We start from the raw sequence: 24911 nt of genomic DNA on the forward strand, positions 1-24911 counted from the left end.
AACTTTTATTCTCTCAGAACTTTTATTCTGTTGTCATTCCATATTTTTATCACTGAAGAACCTGAATATTTTGAAACTTTTTCTCTGTCTTCTTCCACTGCAAAATCTACCAAATCAATAATTTCTTTTGAAATATCAGAAAATTTTAACGGACTTTTATCACCGCTGAAATTGGCTGAAGTTGAAACCAAAGGTTTATTTAATTTCGTGATTAATTTTTTGCAGAAATCATTTTTCACCAAACGGATTCCGATGCTTCCATCTTCTGCAAGAAGTTCTTTCGGTAAACCTTTCGGATTCTGATAAACCAATGTGACAGGTTTTTCGCTTAAATCCATAATTTCCCACGCCATTTCCGGAACATCAACCAAATCTTGCAATCTTTTTTCATTTTCCACCAAAATAATCATGGATTTGTTTTTCTCACGCTTTTTGATATCGAAAATTTTGTTGATTGCTTCAATATTTGTCGCGTCACAGCCGATTCCCCAAATTGTGTCTGTTGGGTAAAGAATCGTTCCGCCGGATTTTAGTATTTGTATGATGTTTTCCATTGTTTGTCATTGCGAGGAGCGTAGCGACGAAGAAATCTCAAAAAGGATTCATAATATCCTTGATATCTTCAGCCAAATCTCTCCATTCGGGATTAAGTAAATTTATTAAATTTAGTTTTTTCAGTCTCGAACCTGCTTTAATTTGTTTTTTTCTAAAAATTGCATCTCCTATTTCCTGAAATGTTTCCCAATAAACTAATTTATTGATATTATATTTTGAGGTAAAACTCAATTCATAGAATTTTTCTTTATGCTGTTGAACTCTTGTAGGTAAGTTCGATGTAACACCGGTGTAAAGAACAGTATTATTTTTATTGGTCATGATGTATACAAAGCCGGGTTTCATTTGTGTAAATTTAAATAATAATTCTAAAGATTGCTTCGTTGCTTTCGCTCCTCGCAATGACAATAAAATTAAAAAATTCTACAACTTCGGCAAATATCTTTCCTCAATAATATTCAAATGATGATAATTGTGACCAACGATCAGCTTTCCAATTGTTTCAACAGAAATTTGATTTCCGTTGGCTGTTCCGATATTATTTAAAACTGATGAATTTAATGTTTCCAATAAAATCTCAGAAGACTTTCTGACCAGTTTATATTCTTCCAACAATGATTCTAAACTTCTTTCGTTGGCAAAAGAATTTTGAGCATACAATTCTTCATCAAAGCCAGGCAATTCGTTCTTTTCGCCTCTTGAAAAAGCCAAAATACGATACTGAAAAACCCTTTCCGTGTCCGATAAATGTAGAAGTAATTCTTTTAAAGTCCATTTTCCTTCATCATAAGCAAAATGAGATTGACTTTCCGAAAGATTTGAATAGATTTCGATCGTTTTTTCTCCTGATTTCTTTAATTCTTCCAACCATTTTTCGGATGGAATATTGTCTAAATACCTTTGGATATATTTTTGAAAATCAGTCATGCTTTTTAGTTATAAATTATTAATTATGAGTTATAAGTTACTGAAATCAAGATTTTTTATTCGTCCATTCGTAGAAATTGACAGAATCGTACAATTCAAAACCGCAAGATGGATATAATTGATTTCCAATGTCGTTGGATTTTCCTGTTTCTAATAAAATTCCGCTGGCTTTCGAAGATCTTGCCAATTCTTTCGCTTCTTCAATTAATTTTTTTGAAAAGTCTTTTCCTCTGTACTTTTCGTTGACATAAAGATCATTCAACAACCAATAACGCTTCATTCTTGTTGAGGAAAACAATGGATACAATTGAACAAAACCGATTAATTTGCTTTCACTTTCTGCAACAAAAATTTCGGAATCTTTGTTTTCAATTCTTTCTTTTAGAAAATTTTCAGCAGCAGGAATATCGGAATCTTTATGATAAAAAATTCTGTATTGATCAAATAATTCAGCCAATTGGGGTAAATCCTGAATTGTTGCTTTTCTTGTCATTTCATATTAATTATTGATGATCATAACTTAAAACACGTTTAAGCTTCCATTGCTTATTTTCAAGAATCCAGAGATGTGTGAATTTGGCTCTTCCTCCTTTTTTCCATACTTTATCTTCAAAGAAAAAGAAATCGTGATTCCCTTCCTGTATCAATCCATAAAGAGTTTTATCTTTATATAAAGGATACACTTTCATGCTGTTTGCAACCAACTCACGTTTCAACTTATTCGGAGAACCGCAAATATTATTTTTAGCAGATGTAATAAATGCTTGCTTACCTAAAGTAGCTCCTCCAACGTCATGATAAAATTCAAGATCTTCGCTTATAATAGAATCATAATGAGAATGATCACATTTATTGAATCCGATATCAAATATCAAACTGTCTAATTTCTTTGCCGTTTTATACAATTCATCAGTTTCTTTAACCTGAGAATAGGCAAATTGGCTTAAAATTAAAACAATAAAAATCTGAATCTTTCTCATTATGATTTATTTTAATAATTATTTTCTAACATTTTGTCATTCTGACGGAGAAAAAATCTCTTTTAAATATGTAGATTCTTCATTACGCTTCGCTTCATTCGGAATGACAAAATATAATATTCAGAATTTAATTTTTAAGAAAATGCTCTTTCCAAATCTGCGATTAGGTCTTCCGCATCTTCGATTCCGACACTTAAACGAACTAAATCGTCGGTAATACCCAATTCTGCACGTTTTTCAGCAGGAATCGAAGCGTGAGTCATCAAAGCTGGATGATTGGCCAAAGATTCTACGCCACCAAGAGATTCAGCCAAAGTGAAAACTTTTACTTTTTCTAAAAACTTAATGGCATCTTCTTTTTTACCTGATTTGAAGGTAAAAGAAACCATTCCACCAAAATCTTTCATTTGGGACTTTGCCAATTCATATTGTGGATGAGATTCTAATCCCGGATAGATTACTTGTGCAACTGCAGGATGGGCTTCAAGATATTTTGCAACCGCCATTCCGTTTTCAGAATGTCTTTGAACTCTTAAAGCTAAAGTTTTAATTCCTCTCAAAACCAAATAAGAATCGTGAGGGCCTAAAATTCCACCACTTGCAAATTGAATGAAGTGAAGTTTTTCTCCCAATTCAGCATCTTTTGCAATCAAAGCTCCGGCGATAACGTCAGAGTGACCACCTAAATATTTCGTTGCAGAATGCATTACAATATCTGCTCCTAAATCAATCGGTCTTTGAAGATAAGGCGTTGCAAAAGTATTATCAACCGCAACCAAAATATCTTTTCCTTTTGCAATTTCCACAACAGCCTTGATATCAACCAGTTTCATCAACGGATTGGTTGGTGTTTCAACCCAGATTAATTTAGTTTTGTCGGTAATAACGTCTGCAATTTTTGAAACATCATCAAAATTAACAAACGTAAATTTCAGCTGATATTTCTCAAAAAGTCTTGTAAACATTCTGTACGTTCCGCCATACAAATCGTCAACAGCAACTACTTCATCGCCGGGATTTAATAATTTTAAAACACAATCGATTGCAGCCAATCCGGAACCGAAAGCCAAGCCTTTTGCTCCGTTTTCAATGCTTGCCAAAGAGTCTTCCAAAGCCTGTCTTGTAGGATTTGCTGCTCTTGAATATTCATAACCGGAATGTACTCCCGGGCTTTTTTGTGCGAATGTTGATGTCAAAAATACAGGCACATTTACAGAACCCGTTGCAGATTCGTGATGTTGACCTCCGTGTATTACTTTTGTATTAAAATTCATAATCTATATAAATTAAGTAATTTGAAAACTTGAAATTTTTACGAAATGTTCAATTCTCAAATTGATTTTACATTTTTATAGCAGATTTTACTGCAAATTCTTCTGCGATCTGCTCCATCCATTGAGCTACGTCTTCTTCACCTGTTGCTCTCTGATAAGTATTTCCAAGAGAAACCAAAATCTGATGAATAAACATTTTCATCTGATCAACAGGCATTTCTTTCGTCCAAAGATCAATCCTTAAAGCTTCCATTGTTTTATCATCCCAAACAGAAATCATGGTTGCTTTGGTTTCTTCTTTTTCGATTCCGCCATCTTCTGCATTCCAGGTGATCATTTCCGGGATGTGATTTTCATCCAGCTCTACATCTATCGTTATTTGAGTCTTTCTCATTTTTCTATTTTTCTAAACTTTATTATTCTTCTAATTTTGGTTTGTAACCAGCCTGATTAAATATTTCTGTGGCATCCTTTTTCAGGAAATCAGTTAATTTTGTTTCAGGTTTTTCTTTAAAATATTCTCTGCAAATCTGCCATCCCGTAAAAACACCAACCATTGGTGACGAGCTATTGTCGATTTCCGTGTAGAATTTTGAAAACGGTCCCGGTGCAAGAAAACGCTCCGCCAATCTGTGATCATCACCGAAAATCAGATTATTTTCAACAAAATAATTGTAAATATTAGCTTCATTAGCTAAAGCCCAATCATATTGCTGTTTGGTGTAATCCATTTTTAGATAATCAGGAGTTTCTGGCAAAAATGCATCCTGCAAAATCATAATTTTACCATTATAAATCATCAGATCGATAAATTTCTGGCTGTTTCCTGTGTAAGGAACAATGTTTTCAGCAAACATTCTGGATACTTTAGGAACAATATTATTCGGATTCATGGATTTCTGAAAATAAAGTTCCAAACCTTTATAATTCGGATTTTTATCACCCATAAAACCTGAAATATCTATAAACAAAAAATTTGTTTCTTCGTTATAAAGAAGGGGTTCCTGAATCATCTGTAAAGCTGATGAAAACAAATACACCTTCGGAGTTTTGAATTGCGGAAAATAATATTTGATGTGAGAAAACAGATCCTGAAGCTCATTCTGCAGTTTTTTCTGATCGATTTTTGCTGCAGCTTCTTTATAAATTTTTATTTCATCCGCATCGGCTCTTCTTTTAGCAAAATCTTCGTCCGGAACTGTGCCCTGAAACCATGGAAATTTTTGTGTGAATTGCTCTAAAGGAAGATTCTGATCGTAAAATTCTTTAGATATATCAGTAATTTCTACCTTTTGGGCAGGATTTTTTATTTCAACTTTCCATCGAGTTTCCTGATCTTTCTTGCAAGAATTTAAACTCAAAACTAAAAGACATGAAAGTGCTGCAATTCTAAAAATCTTCATTATTTTTACATCAAATTTAAGGATACAAAAATAAGGATATAAATATAAACTCTTGCTGAAAAAGGATTTTTTTGTAGCTATTAGATTTATATAAAAATCTTTAAAACAATACCAAACCAATAATGAATATTTATCTTGAAACCGAAAGGCTCATTCTCCGAAATTTTGTGGAGGAAGATTACAAGCGTCTTTTTCTGCTCGATTCTGATCCGGATGTCATGAAATATGTCGGAATGCCTACACTTTCTAAAATTGAAGAATCGAAAGAAGTGGTAAAAATGATTATGCAGCAATATGAAGACAATGGCTTAGGAAGACTTGCCGTTATTGAAAAAGAAAGCGAACTTCTTATCGGATGGAGCGGACTAAAACTAAATACTTCAGAAGTAAACGGACACCAAAATTTCTATGAACTAGGTTACCGTTTTTTGCCTGAAACATGGGGAAAAGGTTACGCTACAGAATCAGGAAAAGCGTCTTTAGATTATGGTTTTAATGATTTGAAAACCGAAATAATTTATGCGTATGCTCATTCTGAAAATTTAGCATCAAATCATATCTTAACAAAACTCCGATTTGAAAAAACAAGTGAATTTACCGAACCGGACGGAATTTGTTTTTGGTATGAATTAAAAAAAGAAGATTTTAAATAAATTAAAAAAACATCAATAATGCAAACACAAAAAATAATAGATCATATTGTAAACTGGCTAAAAGAATATGCCGAAAAAGCAAAAGTAAACGGTTATGTAGTCGGAGTTTCGGGAGGCGTAGATTCGGGAGTTGTTTCTACTTTGGCAGCAATGACGGGCTTAAAAACTTTACTGATCGAAATGCCTATACGCCAAAAAGAAGATCAGGTAAACCGCGCTTGGGAACATATGAATGATCTGAAATCAAGATTTCCGAATGTGGAAACAATGTCTGTGAATCTGACTCCGGCTTTCGAAGAACTGCATAAAACATTTGATGTACATGATGATCTTTATCCAAACGAAAAGCTAGCTTTTGCCAATACAAGAGCCCGTTTGAGAATGCTTACATTATATTATTACGGCCAAATCAACGGACTTCTGGTTTGCGGAACAGGAAATAAAGTGGAAGATTTCGGCATCGGTTTTTATACAAAATATGGCGATGGCGGTGTAGATGTTTCGCCTATTGCCGATCTTTATAAAACAGAAGTTTATGCGCTTGCAAAAGGTTTAAATTTAGTTAAAAGCATTCAGGAAGCGATTCCTACAGACGGACTTTGGGATGTTGACAGAACCGATGAACAGCAAATCGGGGCGACTTATCCTGAACTTGAAAAAATTCAGAAAGAATACGGAACAAAAGCCGTCGAAGAATATGAAGGACGCGATAAAGAAGTATTTTTAATTTTCGACAGAATGCATAAAGCTGCTCAACACAAAATAAATCCTATTCCTGTTTGTGATATTCCTGAAGAATGGAGAAATTAGTTATAAGTTTCGAGTTATAAATTATGAGTTGAATGTTTTAAATTTATTTTTAAATCTGTAATTTCAACAACCTAAAAACCTATATCCTATTACCTAAAATTTATGAATAATAAAATACGACTGTTTTTTTTCGGTTGCTTCGGGCTTCTTTTTGGAATTACCGTGATGTATACTTACAATCATTTTATCGCTGATAAAGAAGAAAAACCTCAGAATAATCTTGAAACAAAAAAAGGAAATACAGCTGAAAACAGCAGCGAAATCTATTCGATTACAGAAGAGGCAAAAATCATTTCTTTTGTAAAACAGAATCATCATCTTCCCGATTTTTACATCACAAAAAATGAAGCTAAAAAACAAGGCTGGAATCCTTCCAAAGGAAATCTATGCGAAATTTTGCCCGGAAAAGCAATTGGCGGAGATCACTTCAGCAATCGCGAAAAGAAACTTCCCACAAATAAAAAATATTTTGAAGCCGATGTAAATTACAATTGCGGAAACAGAACTGCAGACCGAATTGTTTTTACAGAAGATGGTGAGGTTTATTTAACCAAAAACCATTATAAAAGCTTTGAAAAGCAGTAAATTTGTCATTGCGAGGAGCGAAAGCGACGAAGCAATCTATAAAAATAATGTTCATGAAAGTAGGTTTTGTTTATATAATGACTAATAAAAACAACGCCGTCCTTTACACAGGAGTAACTTCAAACTTACCTAAAAGAATTCAACAACACAGAGATAAATATTACGAGAGAAGTTTTACATCAAGATATAACGTCAATAAATTAGTGTATTGGGAAGCTTTTCAGGAAATAGGAGATGCTATTTTTAGAGAAAAACAAATAAAAGCAGGTTCGAGACAAAAGAAATTAGATTTAATTTTATCAATGAACCTGAATGGAAAGATTTAACGGAAGATATAATGAGTCCTTATTGAGATTGCTTCGTCGCTACGCTTCTCGCAATGACAAAATAACTATTAAATAAATATGAAAACAATATACATCGATTTTACAGATCTCGGAGATTATGAAGATTTTTATGCTCAGCTAAAAGAAAAATTGACGCTTCCTGATCATTTTGGAGATAATCTGGATGCACTCTATGATGTGATCTCCGGCGAACTTGAAATGCCACTTCACATCGAATTTGTAAATATGAGCGTCGATCAGCTGGAAATTTTTGAAGATTTATTGACGACTTTGGAAGATGCAGAAGACAATGTGGAAGATTTCACTTTCACTTATTATCTTGAACAATATGGTGATGAAACCGAAGAAAACAGCGAAGAAGAAGAAATTTAATTACAAAATAAACCCCGCAAACTGATTTGCGGGGTTTTTGATATTTCAAATTATTTTCCTAAAACTTCCATCAAAGGTTGTCCGACGTTTCCGCTTGGGTTTTCAATTCTTAAAAATTGAGCGAGCGTTGGAGCTATGTCCGTCAGAAAATGTGGAGCATTGCTTTCACCTTTTGGCACTTTCCAGCCCATAAAAATTAACGGAATATGAGCGTCGTACGAATTCCAAACACTGTGTGTCGTTCCTTTTTTAGCGTAATTCGGAAGCATTCCGTCGTGAGAAATGATCTGAATATCACCACTTCTCTGCCAGTTGTATCCGTTTATTATTCTTGATTTTATTGGCTCCGGAATTGGAGATTCAGCTACTTCTTTTAAATCAACCGCATACAAAACACGAGGATCTTTATTTAAGCTTGCAATAATATTTTTTTTGATATCTTCTTCATCAAGCTTTTTCTCGTCAATAAGCTGATGATTAAGATAAATCTGATAATTATCAATTCCCAAGATCAGTTTGCTTGCAGCATATCTGGTTTCAAGTTCAGCGCCCAAATTTTTTTCTAAACCGTCATCAAAAAAGCCTGTCATCATTTTATTTTCTTTCATATAACCTTCAGCATGCGCGCCACCGTGGTCTGCAGAAAGAAAAACAAGATAATTGTCTTTGCCTATTTTTTTATCAAGCATCTTGAAAAAATCTGCCAATTCAAGATCAAGTCGAAGGTAAGTATCTTCAACTTCGATCGCATTGGGGCCAAAAGCATGCCCAACATAATCTGTAGATGCTACATTGATCGCAAGAAAATCTGTGATTTGGTCTTCGCCCAGTTGGTAACCGTCGATTGCTGCTTCGGCAAACTTTAAAGTATATGTATTTCCGAAAGGTGTTGTTCTCAAAACACTTTTGTTTATAGCATAATCGGCAGCAAGATTATTATAAGGAAATGTAGGTTTTGTAGCGGTTCCCAGAAGCTTTTCCCAAGGCACATCATCTCTTGTACTTTCGGTATATTCTTGGATGGGAAGTAGAGTATTCCAGCCATTGGCTACTAATTTTTCAGCTAGCTTTTGGTCATTGAATTTGTTTACCCAGTTTGGCAAACTTTTCATATAATAAGAACTTGTCACAAAATTTCCTGTGTTTTCATCGAACCAGAATGCACCTGTCGGATTGTGACCGGCCGGCAAAATAGAAGCTCTGTCTTTCAAAGAAACACCAACCACTTTAGATTCAAAATTACTCGCTATTCTCAATTGATCTGTTATCGTTGTGCTCCAAAGGTTTTTAGGAGAATGCCCTCCTATTTTATCGGTACTTGCTCCGACACCTTTTACTTCCGCATCTTCGGTGCAGTATACATTTTTACCTGTTTTTTTATCTGTCCAGTCATTTCCTGCAATCCCGTGAATCGAAGGCACAGAACCTGTATAAATAGTCGTATGTCCTATTGCAGTTACCGTCGGAACATAAGGAATCAATACATTATTAAAAGAAAAACCTGTATTCAGCAGTCTCTTGAAACCGTCATTTTCGTATTTATCGTAAAAACGGTAAAGATAATCCCACCTCATCTGATCGATCACCAAACCGACAACCAATTTTGGTCTTTCTACCTGTGATTTTTTGTTTTTCTGAGCATTGACAGTCATTAAAGACATAAAAGTAACCGCAGCAACCGTAATTTTCCTTAGCATTTGAATAATTTTTTTTTAAATGACTACAAATTTACGGGTTTTAAAAGTTTTGGTATGTGAAGTTTTATTTAAATTAATAAGATTAACTACAATCCTTACAAACGCCCGTCAAAACACAATTCATACTTTGTACATCATAACCTTTCGGCAGTGAAAACTGAACCGGCGTAGACAAACATTCTATCGTTTCGCAGCTCGTACATTGAAAATGAAAATGATGAGCAGCTATACTTTTTTCTTCACAATTGATACAGACAGCAAAATACTGTTTGCCATTTTCAGCGACAATTTTATGAAGAATCCCATCTTCACAGAATCGGTTGAGTACGCGGTATATAGTTGCTCTGTCGATATTGATGTCAATTTTCTTTTCTATGGCGTCTCGGCTCATTGCTTTTCCGGAGTCGGTCAACAATGATAAAACTGCTTGCTGTGTTGATGTGCTTCTTCTTTTCATTTTATTTAATGCGACTTATTTGCAATAATAAAAAAATGTATTAAATTTGGCAAACAATTAGCTGTAAATTTTGCAATAATTGAATTTAATTTATTCATAATCAAATATCAATATATAATCATGACTGAAAATAAATTTGAAGTAATCATTGTCGGAGGTAGTTACGCCGGGCTTTCGGCTGCAATGGCTTTAGGAAGATCATTACGAAAAACTCTTGTGATAGACAGCGGAAAACCCTGTAACCTTACAACACCGCATTCGCATAATTTCCTGACGCAGGACGGAAAAAGCCCAAAAGAAATTTCGACAGTTGCAAAAGAGCAGGTTGCGAAATATGAAACCATAAGCTTTTATGAAGGAAAAGCCATAAAAGGAAAAAAAACAGATACAGGATTTGAAATTACAACCGAAGATGGTGAAACATTTGAAAGCAAAAAGCTGATCTTCGCTACCGGAGTTGTAGATGAAATCCCACCAATCAAAGGTTTTGCAGAATGTTGGGGAATTTCTTTAATTCACTGCCCGTATTGTCACGGCTATGAATATCGAAATAAAAAAACAGGAATTATTGCCAATGAAGATAAGGCCTTCCATATTGCATCGCTAGTCAAAAATCTCACCAATGACGTCACCATATTTACGAGAGGGAAAGCCAATTTCAATGAAGAGCAGCTGGAAAAGCTTAAAAATCATAACATTGAAATCATAGAAACAGAAATTACGGAATTAAATCACGACAACGGATATATCAAAAACCTCTTATTGGCGGATGGACAGAAAATAGATTTTGATGCGGTGTATGCGGCGTTGCCTTTTAAGCAACATTCTGATATTCCTGAAAAATTGGGTTGCGAATTTATTGAAACAGGTCACATCAAAATGGATCATTTCCAGAAGACAAATATTCCCGGATTGTTCGTCTGCGGGGATAATTCTTCTATGATGCGCTCCGTTGCGAATGCCGTAATGACCGGAAACCTTACCGGCGCAATGGTGAATATGGAATTGGTAACAGATTGGTTTTAGAAAAAAACAGAGTTATTCAATCAATTTTGTAGATTTGATTGATATATCAAATGTAAATGAATAAATTTTTCACAATCCTGTTTTTCGTTATTGTTTCAAAATTTAGTGCGCAGAATCACAGATTTATTTATGAATACAAATACGTTCCCGATTCTACAAAAGTTGACAGTGTTTTAACAGAAAATATGCGTCTTACTATTTTTAAAGATCATTCCGAGTTTCTGAGCGAAATGAAAGCGAAAAGAGACTCAGCAATTTTAAAATCTTCACAAAAAGGTAATGGAAAAATCGGAACTGATCTTTTGCCAGGGAATATACGTTCTCTGGTTTGGAAAAATAAAAATAATATCAAAAACTATTCAACAGAATTCATCGGAATGGAATCTTACAAAGTAATTGATGAGACAGATTTGAACTGGGAACTAATCAATGAAACAAAAAAGATTCAGAATTATAGTTGTCAGAAAGCAATTGTAAAATTTGGCAACAGAGAATGGACGGCTTGGTTTACAACAGAATTGCCATTTCAGGACGGTCCGCATTTGTTCAGGAAACTTCCGGGTTTAATTGTGGCTATTGAAGATTCCAGAAAGCATCATTCTTTTCAGCTCATTGCCAATTATAAAACCGTTGATGGAACTTCCGTTAGCAAACCATCCCATTTATTGAAAAGTTATGAGGTAAACAGGAAACAGTTTAATAAAAAATGGAATGACTTCAGGAAAAATCCGATGAGTTCAAATGAACAGTTTTTATTGATGAATCCACAGATTACTAATTTTAGATCCTATGACGAAAACGGAAATGAAATAGATGCAAATGCTTTTAAAAAAGCAGGAAGAGAAAAGGCAAAGAAAAATCTAGCAAGAAACAATAATTTTCTTGATCTTGATTTGTATAAATAATTAATACTTTCTACAAATAAAATTACTTATCTTTAAGTTCAACACTCAAAAAGCATGATGAATAAAGATCTGTGGGGAAAAATTGAACAGTTTGATTTTGATCAACCTCTAAGCGAATATGATTTTACATTGCGGTTGTCTCGTGAAAATTATTGGACTCAAAATTTCACGAAACAAGCAATTTTAGAATACAAAAAATTCATGTATCTGGCTGCTGTTTCAGACATGATGGTTTCGCCATCAGAGATTGTAGATACGGTTTGGCATCAACATCTTATTTTCACCAAATCTTATTCAGAATTTTGCACGATTTTAGGAAAACAGATTCAGCATATTCCTTCCACGCACAATAAAGAAGATTTTCAAAAATTTAAACTCGCCAAGGAACGTACGACAAAATTGTATGGAACCTATTTTGGGACACAGCCTGCTAGTATTTGGAATCATGCTAATCCGTATGAAAGTCTGAATCTGGAAAAATCAAAGTTTAAACTGAGAACTTCATTAGTTGTAGGAATAGTTGCATTCATCATTCTAAGTTTTCCACTTTATTTTTTGCTAAAACCTTTATATCTCAGCATTAAAAATCCAGATTTTATCATTTTATTCTTGGGATTAATTGTAATTTCTTTTGTAGGACTGGAATGGTATAACCGAAGAAAATTTGTACAGGCTGTTCATTTATTTAATAAAGATTCTTTTGTATTTGATCTTCAGCCTTATGAATTAATTTACCTTAAAGACAGAAATATTTCTTCTGTAATCAACGGAACCGTGAATGAATTGATTGATAATGGTTCAATAAAAATAAACCCGGACAAAACGATTAGTACAAGCGATTTAACGTTTATAAAATCACGAGAACATCAACAGGTTATTGATTTATTAAAAGATCTTGGAAAAGCTCCTTATTCTAACTTTTTAATACAGATTATTACAAAACCTGTATTTTCGAATATCATTAAATCGATGGATGAGGTTAAAAAATATTTTATCCGTTCAAAGATTTTCTCCCATTTATTTGTTCTGAATTTTATTGTTTTTCTATCATTAATCATGTTTGGATTTCTCAGAATTGTGACAGGAATTTTACGTGACAAGCCCGTTTTTCTCATAAGTTTTGCTGTTGTTATTTTCATTTTTATGATGACAGGATACTTGCTCAGATTAACCAATTTATTTAGTTCTAAAATTTTACCGGACTTATACAAAACCGTTATATTGCCGAAAAAAGATGCCAACAACGATTGGCAATGGAGCTATTTTCTTTTGGGAACAGCTGTTTTGGGAACTTCTTTTGTTCCTTTAACCAACCGACCAACAAATGACAGTTCGGGTGGCGGTTGTGGAACCTCACCATCAGATTCCTCTTGTGGTGGCAGTAGTTGCGGTGGATGTGGTGGAGATTAATTTTTCCTGTAAATCGGAGATTAAAGAAATGCGAAATCAAATTCCCGCTCCTGAACAAGTCGTCGAAAATCAAAACTGATAGAAACCTGACCGGGCATAATGGTGAATATGGAATTGGTAACAGATTGGTTTTAAAACTTGTAATCTTAGCCACTATTAAAGCCCTTTTGGTGGTCAGTTAAGGCCTGAACCTATTAACAAAGTCCCTATTTACCCTACTGAACGGTCTGCAGGGTCTTATCAAAGAGTCTACACCCCGTTACCTAAGCGCCTGAAGCCATTATAAAACAACCTTTAGGTAGTTATTAAACATGGTGCAATCTCTTAATCAGGGGTTACACCCCTTGCCTAGCCCCCTATGGGGTCTTATGAAGCGGCTGCGGGTTCTTATGAAAGGCCTACACCCGTTACCTAAGTACCTGAAGCCATTATAAAACAACCTTTAGGTAGTTCTTAACAGGGTACAACCCCTTAATCAAGGGGCTATACCCCCTTGCCCAACCCCCTATCGGGTCTTACGAAGCGGGTGTGACTACTTAGTTATCAGGTAATGGATATATTTTAGTATATATGGAAATATATATACTAAAAAGCCGCGCCCTGAAGGGCGCGGCTTTAATTTATAATGTTTTGAGATTAAAACTTCAAGTCACCATTTACTTCTCTTACCGCTTGTGCAGCTTCAGCAAACTTTGCTTTTTCTTCTTCAGTTAGAGTAATGTTTACGATGCTTTCAACACCGTTTTTCCCAATGATTGCAGGAACACCAAGACAAATATCACTTTCGCCGTATTCTCCATCAAGCATCAATGAACAAGGGATCATTTTCTTTTGGTCACAAGCAATCGCCTGCACCATTACAGAAACTGCTGCACCCGGCGCATACCAAGCTGAAGTACCTAATAATTTAGTTAATGTAGCACCTCCAACTTTAGTTTCTTCGATTACATATTTTTGTTTCTCTTCGTCTAAGAACTCAGTTACCGGAACTCCGTTTCTTGTTGCTTTGCTTAATAATGGAAGCATTCCTGTATCACTGTGTGCAGCGATTACCATTCCGTCTACATCTGAAATAGGGCTTTCTAAAGCTTCAGCCAATCTGTATTTGAATCTTGCAGAATCTAAAGCACCACCCATACCGATGATCTTGTGCTTAGGAAGACCTGAAGTTTTGTGTACCAGATAAGCCATTGTATCCATTGGGTTGGAAACCACGATGATGATTACTTCCGGAGAATGCTTTACTAAGTTTTCAGTAACTTCTTTTACGATTCCTGCATTGATACCGATCAATTCTTCTCTTGTCATTCCCGGTTTTCTTGGAATTCCTGAAGTAATTACTGCTACATGAGAGCCTGCAGTTTTGCTGTAATCTCCTGTTGTTCCGGTAATTTTTGTATCAAATCCGTTTAGGGATGCAGTCTGCATCAGATCCATCGCTTTACCTTCTGCAAAACCTTCTTTAATATCTACTAAAACTACTTCCGAACAGAAGTTTTTCATTGCGATGTATTCTGCACAGCTTGCTCCTACAGCGCCTGCACCTACTACAGTTACTTTCATAATGTTACTTTTTAATTATTTATTTTTTATTTAAATTTAAAATTATTAACTCCCAAATTTAAGAATTCCTGAAAAATTAGGCAATCTTTCAGGAATTTATTATTTAAAAAAGAAATATTTAGTTTTTAAAGAAATTAATTGACATTGAGTAAAAACGTATACAGCTTTTTAGCGCCTGATAATACTTCGTCGTAATGGTCTTCTTTTACTTCCGTATCGAGAACTTCTTTAAAGCTTTTCCACATTGAGCCTGTGCTTTCCCCGTAACAGCCAAAAAAGTTGAATGAGACATCATCAAAACCTTCCGTTTTTGAAAGCTGTTTTGCGATCACATTACCACCCAAAGTAGAACCTTCAATCACATACATTGCTCCCAAAGCTTCAAATTCGTTGGCAAATTCAATATTATGTGTGGCAGTTTGGTTTTCTAAAGCCAGGCTTTCCAGATCTTTTTCAATCAAAGGAAACTTTACTCTTTGGTCTAATTGAAGCTTATCTGAAAAATTCTCTGAAAGGCTGCTGAAAATTTTGTCTTCCGAATGCAGCAACATCAGATAATTGGTATTGATAATCTTTTTATAATCTTCTAAAGTGAAGGTTTTGTTGAAAATTTTATCAGAATTGAATAGCTTTTCAGCTGCATCATGAAATTCGGCTGTGTTTTTTTTTAAATATTCAGATACCATTTTTATACTTAATTTTTTACAAATTTAAGGTTTTTGAAAGGTCAAAATAAAACAAGTTCCCTCTTTACTGCTTTCATAATCTACACTTCCGCCGATCCTGTTCATAATCCTGTAAACAATAGAAAGACCGATCCCGTTTCCTTTGAATTGTCTGGCATTATCCATTCTGTTAAAAATCTTAAACATTCTGTGCTTTTCTTCTTCAGGAATTCCGATTCCGTTGTCTGTAATCCTGTAAACAATAGCATCACCTTCTTCCGAGCCTTCTATTTCGACTTTCGGATGCTCCTGATTTGACGAATATTTTATAGCATTATTAATGACGTTAAGAAAAACCTGGTGCAGCATTGTTTTATCCGCCAAAACAGCAGGACATTCTTTAATACCGACCTCACAATTAGGGCATTCAAAAGTTAATTTGGCATTTTCTGTAATTTTTCGGATCGTGTGATGCGTTTCGATATTTTCGAGCTGAATTTCGCTGTGTTTTGCGCGGCTCAGCTGTAAAACATCGTGCATCATTTCTGCCATTCCGTCAATTTCTTCAATGATGGAATTAATCTTATATTTATTTTTTTCTGAAGTTTCGGCAAGTCCCTTCATCAGCATCTGCGCATTCAGTTTCATGACGGTAAGCGGAGTTCCCAAATCATGCGAAATAGTGTAAGAAAAACTGTCGAGCTCTTCGTTTACTTTCTTCAGCTGCTCATTCAGCTTTTTGATTGTAATATATTGCTTATGAGATGTTTCCAGGATCACATCGCGGATCGCTTGTACTGCAATCTCACTTCTTGAGTTCCATTTTTTTGAAATTCCTTTTATTTCTTCCTTAAACACTTCAAAAGAAGTTCTGGGAGAAACTATCTTTTTTTCTTCGCCGTTCTGCGAAAATACACCAATTTTCTTTTCAGGATTTCCTGCCCAGTTGATGTGTTCGTCAAATTCTTTTCGGAACCAGATCAAAACTTCATTCTTCCCTCTTTCCACAAAATAAATAATGACGCCGGCACTTTTTTCATTAAGCCCTAATTCTGCTCCGTGATCTTTAAGAAAACTTCGGCTTATGAATATATTTTCATCCGTATTGTTTTTTGCCCAGCTTGCGATTTTTTGTATAATCCCATGATCCGGAGTAATACCGTCTGTCACAATATAATTTTCTGAAACAACCGCCAAACCGTCTGCTTCAGGGAGATTCCTGATTTCAGATTTGTTTTCTACAAGAGATTCAAATAATGTATTATGCTTTAAGAATTCAGATTTTAATTGTGAAGCTTTCACGCTTAGATCAACGCGGTATTTCAGCTCTTTTTTAGACTTAAAAGAAGAATATGCATTGGCAGCCAAAACGGTAAAAATCCCCGATTGCACACGATCTTCCAGATCAATATGCTTGGGTTCGGAGTGCTGGCACGTCACCAAACCCCAAAGCGCATCATCAATAATGATGGATATGCTGAAGCTGGACGAGGCACCCGAATTTTTAATATATTGCCCATGAATAGGCGACATCGCACGCGAAGCCACAAAAGTAAGGTCGATATCTTCTTTGGATCTGCTGATTAATCTTACCGGCTCCGCATGTACATTGCTGAAAAGTCTTTTTCTTTTTTTCCTGTACAGTTCGCGGGCTTGTCTGGGAATATCAGATTCCGGATAATGAAGACCAAGATAACTTTCCAGATTTTCGTTGGTTTTTTCTGCAATTACTTTACCGGAACCGTCGCTCATGAATTTATAAACCATGATACGATCGTATCTTATAATACTGCAAAGTGTTGTAAGAAGCTGATTCCAGATTTCCTGCTCGTTATCTATAATATAAAAATTATCGTATTTATTGGTTATTCTTTTATGAGGATTTTCTAAAACTTCTTCAAACTCCAGAAAAATACGATTGTTGTTTTTGAATATGGAAAAGTGAAACTTTCTGTCACCAATAGAAATTTTATCAAAATAAGTTTCATTTTCCCTGCGCGTCAAATGCTCGACAGATTCAAAAATATCGGAACTGATAATACTTTGAAAAAGCTCCGGAAAATCTGTAATTTTCTTACCAAACAAAACATCATAAGCTTCAATATCAAATATATCTGTAATATTTTCACTGAAAAAAGTAATGGAATGAGATTCTGCATCGATGCCAATCAGATAACCAAAACTTTGTATATAACCCGGGATATGAATGGGCTCTTCATGACATTCTACAAAATTCATAATAACTATTAAAGTGAGCAAAGTTAATCATTTTTCATATGATAATTCACTTTGTGGTAGGTTATAGAGATTTAATAACAATTATTAATAAAATTTGTGCTTTCTTTAATAACTAGTTAACACAATTACAGATAAAACATTAAATTCAAAGAATGACAGTATTTTTGGGATAAAATGCAATAATAAACTGTTCATTATGAATATTACATTATTTTAGACTTCTTTATCAAAATACAACATATAATATTTTCCTTTTTCGTCTTGTCCTTGTTCAAGCATTTTTCGGTCACCATGTATGTAAATATGGAAGTTTTTATCAAGCTTGATAATGCTTTTAAAATGACGCTGTGTTTTCTTGACAGCCGCTGCGCTGATCGGAAATTCTTCTGCAATATTGATCTGCATTTCCTGCTCGTAATCGGTTTTGTAATTATTAAAACTTTCAATCACATGCTCGTCTTTTAAAACCTCAGCCGTAAAATCATCTAACTTAAATTCTTCTTTTTCCTTGAAAAAATTAATCGACTGATTCAAAAAATCTGCCTGATCTGCTTTTGAAACTTCAAACTCCTGCGGAAGCTGCTTTGTGATATAATCTTTGTAAACCATTAAAGCTTCCTGCGTATGAAAATATTCGTCGTCACGTTGCTTAATCTTCAGAAAATCTTCAAACCAATAATACATGTCTCCGTTTTTGTTGTTGTCGACTGCAGAAAGTACATATCCGTTTTCTTTATGATTGTTGTAGATCAAAGCGGCTTTATCAATTTTTGAAAGGCTGATTCCCTGATCTTTTTCGATCTCAAAAGTTTCGTTTTTTGGAAATATTTTTAAGAATGAATCTCTTTTTTCGGTTTTAAAGATTCCAATTTTATCTACTTTTTCGTCACCTTCTCTGTCGTCTTCAAAATAAACAACAAACAATTCTCCGCCCTGAACTCTTGGGTTTTCGGCGGCTTCAAAAAGATGTTTGGCGATATTTTCAGATTCCCAAAGAAACTTGGCTTTATCATCAAAAATCTCAGAAACCGAGCTGAAAACAGGATTGTTTACCAAATAAGAATCGCTGTAAAACTGATACGTTTCTTCAGTTTTAAAAGAACCTAAAAAATAATTTTCAAGCATTTCTACAGTTCCTTCATCCAATTCAAGTTCTTCCTGAGAAAGTATTAAAGATTCTCCGTTGATTTTATTTCCTACTCTGTGTACTACAATTTTTGAAAACATTTTTTGCTCTTTTTTTGAAGGCACAAATATAGTTTTAAACTTCAAAGGCAACAAGAAACAAATAAATCTATTTGATGTTTGAATAATTAGTATTTTAGTTTTAAATAAAATTCAAATCTTCAATGAAAAATTTATTATTCGCGTTTCTGCTGTTTTTTTCCTGCAGTCTTTTACATTCGCAGCAAACCAATATTTATATTGTAAGACATGCTGAAAAAGACATTTCCAATAAAACCAACCCAAATCCGAATCTTAGTGACATCGGTAAACAAAGAGCAGAAAAGTTGTCTGAAGAATTAAAAAAAGTCAAAATTTCGGCGGCATATTCCACGCCTTACAACAGGACGCAGCAGACTTTACAGCCGATAGCAAAATTTAATACAATCGAAATCACAAATTATAATCCTTCCGATAATAAAAAACTTGCGGAAGAAATTCTCAAGCAATATTCCGGGAAAAATGTCATTATTGCAGGACATTCCAATACAGTTCTCGAAATATTGGAAGCTTTTGGAGCTACAAAACCATTTGAAACAATTTCTGAAGACGATTATTCCAATCTTTTTCACATAAATATTGAAGATAAGAAGGTAACATTGCATTCGTCAAGATATTAAACACTGAAAACGAAGACAATAAAAAGCGTTGTCACAAGCGAAAAAATTAAATCACCTGAAAATCAAACAGGTATCATTAATATTGTAATTATTCGATGTTGAAACCTTGCTTTGGTACATTTTTCGTTGCCTAAAACCTGTTTTGAAATATATTAATTATGATAAATGAAGAGGCAAAAGCTATTAATGAAAACGTAGCTACTGAACACTTAAAAATATTCTATCCTTCTATTCAGAATGAAATTGCACAATTATCAGCACAAAACAATTTTGCAGGAATCATCCAATCAACAGTAAACCACTTAAAGGTTCTGCTGCAGGAATCTAAGATCAATCTTGTCAACCGAAACATCAAAATGATGGATTGGCTGTACAAAAACGGAAATTTTACCGTGAAGAATATGATTGAAAACATTTTCATAAGATCATTCGGAAGCTTCAGAAAGCATACAGACGATCATTTGTGGAACCTTGTTTATCAATATATGCCGATCGATTTTCAGCAAATTTATCTCAGCCAGACACGACTGGATGAAATTATGTTTAAAAAGGATTAAATTTTTTATATAGCTTGGCCCGAACTTTCAGTTCGGGCCAAGCTTTTTAATATTAATTTTGAAAAACATTACAATGTTTAAATTGATAACAAAAAATCCCCTCGCTTACGCTCGGGGATTTCATATTTAAATGTTTTAAAAGCCTTAAGGATTCTGCTCATATCCCGCAACCTGAATTTGCGATAAAGGAATTTGATACAGATAATCATTCGTCGTAATCGTAAAATTGTAGTTAAGATCTGCAGCAGCCTGATTGATGACAGCAACTCCCGTATTCCAACGTACTAAATCATGCCAATAAACACCTTCGCCGGCAAACTCTACTCTTCTTTCTTTTCGAAGCGCAGTAGTAAAGTCTGCGGCCGAAATAGAAGTAGAAAGCGGCGCCAAACCTGCTCTCTGACGGATTCTGTTTAAATAAGGAACAGCAGTGCTCGTACTGCCTTGAGTATTTAAAACTTCGGCATACATTAAAAGAACATCTGCATATCGAATAACCGGAAAGTTGATCGGCCAGTCGTAACGGTTGGTCAAAACCATTCCCGGTTCACGAAATTTGATGAAATAATTTGCATTATCCGGTTGTCCGTTTTGAGATATGAATTGGGTTTTAACAGTTAAAGCACGTCTTAAATCTCCGGCTTCATATGAATTAATCAACGATTGGGAAACACCTAATTCAGCAGCACTATACAAACTGCTTTGCGGGTTGTATAAAGGATCATTGACTCCAAAAACCGGCGAAACATAACTTGGCAAGTAAGAACCTTGCGACAAACCACCGCTTATATGCTGGATTTCGAAAATATGGTATTTGTTATCATTAGCACTTTTAAACAAATCTGCATAATTAGGCGCAAATGTAACAAACTGACCTTCTCCCTGAATGACAGCAAACAAATGATCTTTTGCTTTTGCTAAGTAAGAGCTATTATTAAGCGGATAACCAGAACCTGTAAGATAAATTCTGCCCAACATCGCATGAGCCGCAGATTTTGTGATCCTGCCTTTATTTTTTGCATCATATACATTTTTTAAACCCGCCACTGATGCTTCGATCTCCAAAGTGATGAAGTTGTAAAGGGTCGCCAAGTCTGTTCTTGGTATAGTTGCCGCTTCTTCGGGACTTACCGGATGGTCTATTAAAGGTACTTTTCCGAAATTACGCATCAACTCGAAATAAGCATAAGCTCTTAAAAATCGGGTTTCTGAACGGTATTGTTCTTTAATTGCAGGATCTGAAAATGGTACAGCATCAATTCTTGTTAAGATATTATTAGCATAAGAAATCATTTGATAGGCATCTTCCCAAAGAACCTCCATTTCATCTGTTGAAGAAGTGTCCTGAAAACGATTGATCGCATAATAATCTCTATTTCCGTTTTGCGAAATTGCATTAAAATTGTTGGATCGAACCTCAGATGCCAATAGATAAAAATTAACATCAAAACCTCCTCTGGACGAGGCATTCACCATTCCGGAATAAACTCCCGACACCGCTTGCTGAATTTGCAATTCAGTCGTGTAAAAAGAATTTTGGGTAATATTATTTTCAGGTTCCAGCATCAAATCGTCTTCGCAGCTGATCATTCCAAACAGTAATGTTCCGACAAGGAACGTATTTCTGAAAGTTTTAATATTTAGTTTAAATATATTTTTTTTGTAAGTTGTTTTCATTTTAATAAAATTTAGAAATTAAAGTTTAAGCCCATCATATAAATCTTTGCGTTGGGATATGCGCCATAATCAGTACCGTCTGATTGTACGGATTCGGGGTTGTAACCGCCATAATATTTGTCTTTTCTCCAAACATTTTCTAGACTGACGTAAACTCTCAGATTAGAAATTTTTAATTTACTTGCCAAATCCTGGTCGAAATTATAACCCAATGTCACGTTTTTCAGCTGAATATAAGTCGCATCATACAACCATCTTGTATCTAATAAACTTCCGGTGGTACCATCTAATCTCGGAGTTTTGCCATCACCAGGATTCTCATCTGAACGCCAACGATTTACCCAATTTCCCATTACATTGTTTGTGGTTCCCATTCCTGTGCGATCGATTGCACGACCTAACAAAGCATAGCTGTAACCTCCTTTCTGACCTTGAAAGAATACAGAAAGATCAAAATTCTTATATGAAAATGTATTGGTCAAACCCCAATAATAATCAGGAGTTGGCCCGCCGATGATATGACGGTCGTTTTCGTTGATAACACCATCGCCGTTGACATCTTTATATTTAACATCTCCTGCAATTGCTCCATTAGTTTTTGCAATTGATGCATTGTTGATGTCTGCCGTGGAAAGTACGCCTATAGCTTCATAAAGATAAAATGAATTGAGTTCTTCGCCTACTTTTATAATATTGGTACTACTGCTGAAACCTGTGTAGATTGGCGCATTATCTGTACCTAATTGTAAAACTTTGTTATTATTGAATGCAATATTAGCTGATGTATTCCATTTGAATTCTCCTACTAAGTTTTTTGTACCTAAATCTAGCTCCAGACCTCTGTTCTGAACTGAACCAACATTTTTCCACATTACATTATATCCGGTTACGTACGGTATCGGCTGTTGTAGAAGTAAATCTTTGGTTTTTTTGATGTAATAATCTGCCGTAAAATCAATTCTGTTAAATAACCCTAATTCAAAACCAAAATCAGACGATTGTGTTTTTTCCCAAGTCAGATCAGGATTGGGAATCGTATTTGGAATTAAACCATTCGATAAATTTCCTCCAAATGAATAATTTCCTCCCGAAAGGGTTCCAAATGCTCTGTAATCACCAATTGAATTGTTCCCGTTTTCTCCCCAGCTGTATCTGAATTTAAGGTTACTCAACCAATTTTGATCTTTTAAGAACTCCTCTTCATCTACTTTCCAGCCTGCTCCGAATGCTGCAAATGTTCCCCAAAGATTATTCCATCCAAATCTTGAAGAACCGTCCCGACGAATACTTGCCGATAACATATATTTTTCTTTATAATCATAATTGACACGACCAAAAGTAGAAAGCAACATCCATTCTGTAGCCGTAAATTCTGAATTGAGCACAGATGCAGATTGTGTAAAATTAAATGTTCTTAAATCATCATTGGGAAAACCTTTGTTTCGGTTATATTGAGATGTTGATCTGTAATTCTCTGCGCTGTAACCGGCAATGGCGTTGATATCATGTTCTCCAAAAGATTTTTTATAGCTGAATAAAAGTTCGCCTAGATATCTATTATAGTTTACCGTTCTGCGATTGGCAATACTTACCTGTCCGGGGATATTTGTTATTAAATCAAAAGTTGGTATATAACCGTTGTTAAGATTAAAATTATTGGTTGCTCCTCCGGAAATTTTTAAATTTAATTCCGGCAAAATATCGTAAGACATATACATACTGGATAATAATCGAAATTCATTGGTATCATTTACGGTATTTTCCATAACGCCGATCGGACTTTGGGTAGATCCCGCCCATCTGTATCTCGTATTTTTCCAGAAATTGGTGTAGAGACCGGCGTTCAATTCTGCGACAGGAACCATTGAAAGCATTTTGTGAGCCTGATTGTCTTTTCCGTCAACGGTGTCTCCGTAACTTTGAGATAAGCTTGGTCGCAAAGCAATTCCGGCTTTCCATTTATCTGAAATATTAACATCAATAACTGCACTCAGATTGAATCTGTTGAACCCTGTATTGATTGCCAAACCTTCCTGATCAAAGTACGCTCCCGAAATCATGTACTTTACATTCTTATTTCCGCCTCGTACCGACAACTGATAACTTTGAATGGCTGCCGGACGATAAAATGCATCTTGCCAATCGATATTTGCAACCTGATTGGTTCCCCATCTTGGATCAACCATATAATTGATATTGGCAAGATTATAATCGGTGGTATTTGCTAAATTGAAATAATTTGCTCTAACTGCATAACTATCTGATGCCGAATTACCGGGAGCCAAAGCAACCCAATTTTTATTTATTGCTTCAGTAGCATAATCTATCCATTCTGCACTATTCATGATATCCAACTTTTTTTCAATTGTCTGAACACCATAATATTGTGAGAAACTAAATGAAGGCTTCCCTGATGTACCTTTTTTTGTTGTTACGATTACCACACCGTTAGAACCTCTGGAACCATACATTGCAGTTGATGCGGCATCTTTCAATACTTCAATTGATTGAATATCGTCAGGTGAAATATTTCCCATGTCATCAACTACCATTCCGTCCACAACATAAACAGGAGAATTGTTTGCAGATATTGAGGCCGTACCACGTACTCTCACTTCCAATGGTTCTCCTGGTTTTCCTGAAGTAGCACGTGTTTTAACTCCGGCAATCTGACCGGTCAAAGCCTGATCTGCTCGCGCAATAGGTCTGTTCTTAAAGCTTTCGGCATCTACTCTTCCGACCGCACCGGTGACTTCGCCTCTGGTTTGTGTACCGTAAGCAATGATAACAACTTCCTCAATATCTTTGGTTTTATTATTAGGATTTGGTTTGATAGTATCCTGATCCTTGACCGTCCCGGTTGCTTGTTCCTCTTGAGCGAAGACCAAACCTGTAGTGCTCAGTAAAATACCAAGCGTTATTATAGATTTCTTCATTAGATGATTTGGTGATTTAAAAAAAATACT

26 protein-coding genes are annotated in these 24911 nt (G+C 35.0%); 10 read left to right on the forward strand and 16 right to left on the reverse strand.

The features are described from left to right. Window positions 1–5: 5 nt before the first annotated feature. The 8 genes from AC6CHK_RS14310 to gldB form a co-directional block, all read right to left on the reverse strand. Window positions 6–554: an L-threonylcarbamoyladenylate synthase gene (locus tag AC6CHK_RS14310; RefSeq protein WP_498097283.1), complete on the reverse strand. Its 549-nt coding sequence runs from the start codon at window positions 552–554 to the stop codon at window positions 6–8. 37 nt (window positions 555–591) lie between these two features. Beyond that, on the reverse strand, window positions 592–900 hold the full coding sequence (locus AC6CHK_RS14315) for a GIY-YIG nuclease family protein (RefSeq protein ID WP_498097284.1): 309 nt from the start codon (window positions 898–900) through the stop codon (window positions 592–594). Window positions 901–978: 78 nt separating this feature from the next. Then, complete coding sequence (locus tag AC6CHK_RS14320) at window positions 979–1482, reverse strand: DinB family protein (RefSeq protein WP_498097285.1); 504 nt, start codon at window positions 1480–1482, stop codon at window positions 979–981. A gap of 46 nt (window positions 1483–1528) precedes the next feature. Then, window positions 1529–1975: a GNAT family N-acetyltransferase gene (locus tag AC6CHK_RS14325; protein ID WP_498097286.1), complete on the reverse strand. Its 447-nt coding sequence runs from the start codon at window positions 1973–1975 to the stop codon at window positions 1529–1531. 10 nt (window positions 1976–1985) lie between these two features. Further along, entirely contained in the window at window positions 1986–2462 is a 477-nt protein-coding gene (locus AC6CHK_RS14330) for a nuclear transport factor 2 family protein (RefSeq protein WP_498097287.1), read from the reverse strand. A gap of 134 nt (window positions 2463–2596) precedes the next feature. After that, window positions 2597–3736 (reverse strand): cystathionine gamma-synthase, encoded by a 1140-nt coding sequence (locus AC6CHK_RS14335; RefSeq protein ID WP_498097288.1) that lies wholly within the window; start codon window positions 3734–3736, stop codon window positions 2597–2599. Window positions 3737–3803: 67 nt separating this feature from the next. Next, the gene (gene gldC / locus AC6CHK_RS14340) at window positions 3804–4130 is read right to left on the reverse strand and encodes a gliding motility protein GldC (RefSeq protein WP_498097289.1); all 327 of its coding nucleotides are present in this window, start codon (window positions 4128–4130) and stop codon (window positions 3804–3806) included. Between the two features lie 22 nt (window positions 4131–4152). Continuing rightward, window positions 4153–5139, reverse strand: coding sequence for a gliding motility lipoprotein GldB (gene gldB / locus AC6CHK_RS14345; RefSeq protein ID WP_498097290.1), 987 nt, complete (start codon window positions 5137–5139; stop codon window positions 4153–4155). A gap of 122 nt (window positions 5140–5261) precedes the next feature. Here gldB and AC6CHK_RS14350 point away from each other — a divergent pair, with 122 nt between their 5' ends. The 5 genes from AC6CHK_RS14350 to AC6CHK_RS14370 all read left to right on the forward strand — a co-directional run bounded on the left by AC6CHK_RS14350 (window position 5262) and on the right by AC6CHK_RS14370 (window position 7906). Next, window positions 5262–5792: a GNAT family N-acetyltransferase gene (locus tag AC6CHK_RS14350; RefSeq protein ID WP_498097291.1), complete on the forward strand. Its 531-nt coding sequence runs from the start codon at window positions 5262–5264 to the stop codon at window positions 5790–5792. Window positions 5793–5810: 18 nt separating this feature from the next. Then, a complete protein-coding gene (gene nadE, locus AC6CHK_RS14355) occupies window positions 5811–6602 on the forward strand; it encodes an NAD(+) synthase (RefSeq protein ID WP_498097292.1) in 792 nt (263 codons plus the stop codon). A 102-nt stretch (window positions 6603–6704) separates the two neighbouring features. Continuing rightward, window positions 6705–7187: a ribonuclease domain-containing protein gene (locus AC6CHK_RS14360; RefSeq protein ID WP_498097293.1), complete on the forward strand. Its 483-nt coding sequence runs from the start codon at window positions 6705–6707 to the stop codon at window positions 7185–7187. Window positions 7188–7240: 53 nt separating this feature from the next. Beyond that, window positions 7241–7513 carry a GIY-YIG nuclease family protein gene (locus tag AC6CHK_RS14365; protein ID WP_498097294.1) on the forward strand — a complete coding sequence of 91 codons (273 nt, stop codon included), beginning with the start codon at window positions 7241–7243 and terminating at the stop codon, window positions 7511–7513. A gap of 78 nt (window positions 7514–7591) precedes the next feature. Further along, window positions 7592–7906: a barstar family protein gene (locus tag AC6CHK_RS14370; RefSeq protein ID WP_498097295.1), complete on the forward strand. Its 315-nt coding sequence runs from the start codon at window positions 7592–7594 to the stop codon at window positions 7904–7906. Window positions 7907–7956: 50 nt separating this feature from the next. Here AC6CHK_RS14370 and pafA read toward each other — a convergent pair whose 3' ends face one another. Next, on the reverse strand, window positions 7957–9603 hold the full coding sequence (gene pafA / locus AC6CHK_RS14375) for an alkaline phosphatase PafA (protein WP_498097296.1): 1647 nt from the start codon (window positions 9601–9603) through the stop codon (window positions 7957–7959). Between the two features lie 82 nt (window positions 9604–9685). Further along, window positions 9686–10060, reverse strand: coding sequence for a Fur family transcriptional regulator (locus tag AC6CHK_RS14380; protein WP_498097297.1), 375 nt, complete (start codon window positions 10058–10060; stop codon window positions 9686–9688). Window positions 10061–10180: 120 nt separating this feature from the next. On the opposite strand from AC6CHK_RS14380, the gene AC6CHK_RS14385 reads away from it, so the two are divergent. Genes AC6CHK_RS14385 through AC6CHK_RS14395 form a run of 3 tightly spaced genes read left to right on the forward strand, consistent with a single transcriptional unit; the run spans window position 10181 to window position 13401 of the window. Next, complete coding sequence (locus AC6CHK_RS14385) at window positions 10181–11086, forward strand: NAD(P)/FAD-dependent oxidoreductase (protein ID WP_498097298.1); 906 nt, start codon at window positions 10181–10183, stop codon at window positions 11084–11086. Window positions 11087–11142: 56 nt separating this feature from the next. Then, window positions 11143–11991, forward strand: a complete 849-nt coding sequence (locus AC6CHK_RS14390; protein WP_498097299.1) for a GLPGLI family protein — start codon at window positions 11143–11145, stop codon at window positions 11989–11991. Window positions 11992–12045: 54 nt separating this feature from the next. Further along, entirely contained in the window at window positions 12046–13401 is a 1356-nt protein-coding gene (locus AC6CHK_RS14395; RefSeq protein WP_498097300.1) for a glycine-rich domain-containing protein, read from the forward strand. 636 nt (window positions 13402–14037) lie between these two features. Here the strand turns inward: AC6CHK_RS14395 and AC6CHK_RS14400 are convergent. The 4 genes from AC6CHK_RS14400 to AC6CHK_RS14415 all read right to left on the reverse strand — a co-directional run bounded on the left by AC6CHK_RS14400 (window position 14038) and on the right by AC6CHK_RS14415 (window position 19094). Continuing rightward, on the reverse strand, window positions 14038–14964 hold the full coding sequence (locus tag AC6CHK_RS14400; RefSeq protein WP_498097301.1) for a malate dehydrogenase: 927 nt from the start codon (window positions 14962–14964) through the stop codon (window positions 14038–14040). A gap of 134 nt (window positions 14965–15098) precedes the next feature. Beyond that, on the reverse strand, window positions 15099–15650 hold the full coding sequence (locus AC6CHK_RS14405; protein ID WP_498097302.1) for a biliverdin-producing heme oxygenase: 552 nt from the start codon (window positions 15648–15650) through the stop codon (window positions 15099–15101). A 24-nt stretch (window positions 15651–15674) separates the two neighbouring features. Next, window positions 15675–17867 carry an ATP-binding protein gene (locus AC6CHK_RS14410; RefSeq protein ID WP_498097303.1) on the reverse strand — a complete coding sequence of 731 codons (2193 nt, stop codon included), beginning with the start codon at window positions 17865–17867 and terminating at the stop codon, window positions 15675–15677. Window positions 17868–18080: 213 nt separating this feature from the next. After that, complete coding sequence (locus AC6CHK_RS14415; RefSeq protein ID WP_498097304.1) at window positions 18081–19094, reverse strand: nucleoid-associated protein; 1014 nt, start codon at window positions 19092–19094, stop codon at window positions 18081–18083. 122 nt (window positions 19095–19216) lie between these two features. Here AC6CHK_RS14415 and AC6CHK_RS14420 point away from each other — a divergent pair, with 122 nt between their 5' ends. Continuing rightward, on the forward strand, window positions 19217–19711 hold the full coding sequence (locus AC6CHK_RS14420) for a phosphoglycerate mutase family protein (protein WP_498097305.1): 495 nt from the start codon (window positions 19217–19219) through the stop codon (window positions 19709–19711). A gap of 158 nt (window positions 19712–19869) precedes the next feature. After that, the gene (locus tag AC6CHK_RS14425) at window positions 19870–20268 is read left to right on the forward strand and encodes a DUF7674 family protein (RefSeq protein WP_498097306.1); all 399 of its coding nucleotides are present in this window, start codon (window positions 19870–19872) and stop codon (window positions 20266–20268) included. Window positions 20269–20412: 144 nt separating this feature from the next. Here AC6CHK_RS14425 and AC6CHK_RS14430 read toward each other — a convergent pair whose 3' ends face one another. Both AC6CHK_RS14430 and AC6CHK_RS14435 read right to left on the reverse strand, forming a co-directional pair. After that, window positions 20413–21945: a RagB/SusD family nutrient uptake outer membrane protein gene (locus tag AC6CHK_RS14430; RefSeq protein ID WP_498097307.1), complete on the reverse strand. Its 1533-nt coding sequence runs from the start codon at window positions 21943–21945 to the stop codon at window positions 20413–20415. Window positions 21946–21956: 11 nt separating this feature from the next. After that, window positions 21957–24881, reverse strand: a complete 2925-nt coding sequence (locus tag AC6CHK_RS14435; protein ID WP_498097308.1) for a SusC/RagA family TonB-linked outer membrane protein — start codon at window positions 24879–24881, stop codon at window positions 21957–21959. Between the last annotated feature and the right edge of the window lie 30 nt (window positions 24882–24911).

The organism is Chryseobacterium sp. GQ58, assembly GCF_059758895.1.